Genomic DNA, 4,311 nt, shown 5'->3' with positions numbered 1-4,311 from the left:
TTCTAAATCTAAAGCTAAGTCGAATAAAGCTAATAAATTATTAATTGACTTGGGAACAATTTCCTGTAGATGATAGCGAAAATATTCTACAGCTGCCAGATCACCTTTTCTTTGTTGTCGTCGCGCTTCTGCGTCTAAAACTGCTTCTAATTCTGCTTGCCATTGCTTAACTTCTTCCGGATTACCTCCCCTGAAAACATTTTGCCACATCACCTGTGCCTCTGCTTCTAAATTTTGCAGAAGATAGGCAACTCCTAAGTACCAATAGTCAGAAATATTTTCGGGATTGTTATCGATTAGTTCCTCGTAGATTGCCGCAACTTGGCGATAATTCTCGGCAATTAAAGCTTGATAAGCGTCAGGATGCCACATAAATCAGTTATCAGTAAACAGTAACCAGTAATCAGCGAAAAAGTGACAGTTAGGGTGATAAAGCTCAAAAAGAATTGACTCATAACTGGGAACTGTCAACTTAAAACTTACATCTGATAACTGATAACTGATAACTGAAATTAAAACACTTTAGCGATGGCTGCTTCTAGCTTATCCATAGCCTCATCTACTTCTGTTTCCGAGACGATTAAAGGAGGTACAAAACGGAGAACTTTCGGACCTGCGGGGGCAATTAATAAACCCTCTGCCAAGGATGCATTAACAATAGTAGATGAAACTAACTCACTTTCTGAATTAATTTCCAGACCATTAATTAAACCCCAACCGCGCACATCAACAAATAGATGGGGATATTGAGAAGCAATCACGCGTAAACGGGCCCGTAATTGTTCCCCTCGCTGCTGGACATTTTCGAGAAGATGATCCCGTTCAATGGTTTGTAATACTGTTAAAGCTGAGGCACAAGCGAACGGATTACCTCCAAAGGTACTCGCATGACTACCCGGTTCAAACACATCACAGAATTTTCTGCACATCATCGCACCGATGGGAATACCCCCCGCTAAACCCTTAGCAGAAGTGAAAATATCCGGTTCCACTCCTAAATTCTCATAACCCCAGAGTTTACCAGTTCTTCCGACTCCCACCTGTACCTCATCAAAGACAAGCAAAATGTTATTTTCGTCGCAAATTTGCCGTAAACGTTGGAAATATTCGATATCTCCCGGACGAACTCCCCCTTCACCCTGCAGCGGTTCCAACATAATCGCGGCCACACGACGATTACCCTCATCGAGATCAGCGATCGCATTTTCCACCGCTTCGATATCATTATAGGGAATATAGGCAAACCCTGGCATCAGGGGTTCAAAATCTTTTTGGTACTTCGGTTGACCGGTTGCGGTGATGGTAGCTAAAGTCCGACCGTGAAAACTAGCGTGAGCGGTTAAAATCACTGGCTGTTCGAGGAAATCTAGAACCGTATGGGCATATTTCCGCACTAATTTAATTGCCGCTTCGTTCGCTTCCGCACCAGAATTACAGAAAAAGACCTTATCAGCGCAGGAATGATCGACAATCCATTTAGCTAGTTCCCCTTGTTCGGGAATATAGTATAAATTCGAGACATGATGGAGTTTTTGGATTTGCTGGCTAACCACTTCAATTAAAGCAGGGTGCGCGTGACCGAGGGTACAGGTGGCAATTCCCGCGACAAAATCAAGGTATTGTTTACCGGAAGTATCCCAGAGAAGACAGCCTAACCCTTTGGCGATCGCAATGGGAAAACGACCATAAGTATTCATCACATAGCTGTTAAAACTATCTGGATCGAAGGGTTGATTCGGGTTTAAATTGGGAGTGGGATCAACTAGGGTTGGTTCTAAAAGGGTTTCTGGACTCACTGGGGAACTCCTGCGCGATTAGACATAGGGGAAATTATAATCAAATCCGTCTGAGAAGGACGGGTTATTTAGATTAAAAACTGATTTTATTGTAATTTACTAGACAGTCTTAGGGGTGAATTTTGCTTGTCTATCAGTGAAGATAAATATCGTCGTCTGCGTCAGGAATTAATCGGGGGAATTTTTGCCCTGATTGTGGTATTTTTGCTGGGTACGCTTTGGTATCATCTGATCGAGGGTTGGAGTTGGCTAGATTCGGCCTATATGACGATTAGTACCCTCGCTACCGTCGGTTTTGGCGAAATTAATCCCCTAGGTGAACGGGGACGATTGTTTACAATGGTTTTGATTATCATGGGAGTAGTCAGCATCGGTTATATTGTTAATCGCTTGACCGAAGCTTTAATTCAAGGCTATTTTCAAGAGGGACTCAAACAGAGACAGGAGAAACGCTTGATCGATCGACTATCAGAACACTATATCATCTGTGGTTTGGGTCGCACGGGGAGACAGGTGGCGATCGAATTTTACGCCGAAAATATTCCTTTTGTAGTCATTGATACAGACCCCCTACAGGTAAATCGGGCCAAAGAATTAAATTATATTGTTGTTCAAGGAGATGCCACCTTAGATAAATCTTTACAAATGGCAGGAATTGAACGCGCTATTTGTATTGTGGCCGCTTTAACTTCCGATGCGGAGAATTTATATACAGTTTTGTCTGCTAAAACTCTTAATCCGAAAATCCGCGCCATTGCTAGGGCCAGTACCGAGGAAGCAGTACAAAAATTACAACGGGCCGGGGCCGATGCGGTAGTATCTCCCTATATTACCGGCGGTAGAAGATTAGCGGCCGCGGCCCTACGACCCCAGGTGATGGATTTTGTCGATGGGATTTTAACCGGAACTGATCGATCATTTTATATGGAAGAATTTTTAATCGATCCGCGGACTTGTCCCTGTGTCGGTTTAAGTCTTAGTCAAGCACATTTAAGATCTCGATCGGGGGCCTTAGTTTTGGCTATACGTCGCGCCGATGGTACGCTAATCGGGGGACCCACTGGCGATACGGAATTAATGGCCGGGGATCTGTTAATTTGTATGGGAACGGCCGAACAATTACGCAGTTTAACTCAGATTTTAATCCCCATGCGATCGGATGGTTTACGTTTACCGAAGCATTAGTTAAAGAATCGATAAAAAATCGGCTGGTAGCATTGCGGGAACAGGGGAAACAGCAAAATCTCTTAGGTTTCGCGTTATGATTATTTCTAGCTTTTCCGATTCAGCAACGGCACTGGTAACGGCATCTTCAAAATCTTTCATCTGACTTGCCAATGCTTGCCTAATTATTGCATCTGTCACCCTAGCAACTTGCAAATTCTCTAGAAGACTTATCACCAACTTTCTTGAGACTTCTCTTTCGTTTTTTCTAGACAAAATATAATAAATATTGGTGACGGCATGACCAGAAATATATCCTTGAGTTTTACCTGTCTTAACTGTATTTAATGCTTGTACAGATGCTTGAAAATGTGGTTCACGCTTATCCAAAACATCTAGCAATACATCACTATCGAATAGGACTCGTTTCACCGATACTTCTCCACTAAATAATCAATATACGATTCTTTTGGGTCTTCTGGTCCTAAATCGACAACCCCCACTAAGTCTCTTGTCCAAGGATCAAGATCGCTTAAGTCATCTGTTAGGGAATGAGAGGTAGTTTCTGAGGATACATTACTAGGATTAAATCGCTCTTGAATTCTGAAAATTATTAAACTACTATAAGCTCTCAATTGGGTGACTAAAGATTTGTCAGTATCTTGGAAATATTCGGTTATAGTACGATTAGAAACCGATAGAGCATTTTTAGCTCCCTGGTAAATTTGCTCTAATTCTGAATCGGCAAACATATCAATAAACACATCTATGGTTTCCGAGAGAATGTGTGAACCTTCCACCACTCTGATTAAATCGGCTTTTTCTTCACCAGTCTTTCCCTCATTGATCTGAGCAAGGCTGATAAATAATTGATTATAGGCAGTAATTTGATTAGTAAATTGGTCTATATATTGGATTAACTCCAGTGCTGAATCCTCATCTCTATACTGTTTCCATACCTGAAACCATAATTTATCAATTTGATAAAATATATCGGCTCTTGCTTGATAAGTTTTAGAGTTATCTTTAACTTGCTCAACTAAAATCTTAGTTTCTTGTAGTAAATTATCCAGTATTATCCGATCGGAATCGGTGACAATTTGATCGAGTTTATCTGTAATATTTTGCAGATTTTCTAACAAAAGTTGTCCTAAATTTTCCCGTTCGACTGAAGTTTGCAGACTATTCATCATATTTACCTCTCCTAAAACGGCTCTTCTAGGTTCTGTGTGATAAGTTTAACTTACATCGGATCGATCAATCTTTGTGTCCTTTGTGTCTTTGTGGTTCGTTCCACCCCCTCGCTAGGAGGAATGTATCTTAGAATACACTTTACCCACCAAATCCAAGA

4 protein-coding genes and 1 pseudogene are annotated in these 4,311 nt (G+C 41.4%); 1 reads left to right on the top strand and 4 read right to left on the bottom strand.

All coding sequences use genetic code 11. The features are described from left to right. Positions 1-372, bottom strand: a pseudogene (locus tag PX484_RS10475) (O-linked N-acetylglucosamine transferase, SPINDLY family protein); the annotation flags it as partial. Positions 373-512: 140 nt separating this feature from the next. Beyond that, positions 513-1,796 (bottom strand): aspartate aminotransferase family protein, encoded by a 1,284-nt coding sequence (locus PX484_RS10470; RefSeq protein WP_287768019.1) that lies wholly within the window; start codon positions 1,794-1,796, stop codon positions 513-515. Positions 1,797-1,922: 126 nt separating this feature from the next. On the opposite strand from PX484_RS10470, the gene PX484_RS10465 reads away from it, so the two are divergent. Then, entirely contained in the window at positions 1,923-2,981 is a 1,059-nt protein-coding gene (locus tag PX484_RS10465; protein WP_002803175.1) for a potassium channel family protein, read from the top strand. On the opposite strand, the gene PX484_RS10460 is transcribed toward PX484_RS10465, so the two are convergent. Both PX484_RS10460 and PX484_RS10455 read right to left on the bottom strand, forming a co-directional pair. Then, on the bottom strand, positions 2,982-3,392 hold the full coding sequence (locus PX484_RS10460) for a PIN domain-containing protein (protein WP_287768022.1): 411 nt from the start codon (positions 3,390-3,392) through the stop codon (positions 2,982-2,984). Then, complete coding sequence (locus PX484_RS10455) at positions 3,389-4,153, bottom strand: hypothetical protein (protein WP_287768025.1); 765 nt, start codon at positions 4,151-4,153, stop codon at positions 3,389-3,391. The genes PX484_RS10460 and PX484_RS10455 overlap by 4 nt, the downstream gene beginning before the upstream one ends. Positions 4,154-4,311 lie beyond the last annotated feature (158 nt).

The sequence above is a fragment of the Microcystis sp. M49636_WE2 genome (genome assembly GCF_030065375.1).
Classification (GTDB): Bacteria; Cyanobacteriota; Cyanobacteriia; order Cyanobacteriales; family Microcystaceae; genus Microcystis; species Microcystis aeruginosa_C.
The sequence above is the reverse complement of the archived record's forward strand: the minus strand, read 5'-3'. Positions and strand labels throughout refer to the sequence as shown.

Bases quoted from the DNA above. Each gene is read 5' to 3' on its own strand.
- PX484_RS10455 (WP_287768025.1), bottom strand. From the start codon at position 4,153: ATGATGAATAGTCTGCAAACTTCAGTCGAACGGGAAAATTTAGGACAA.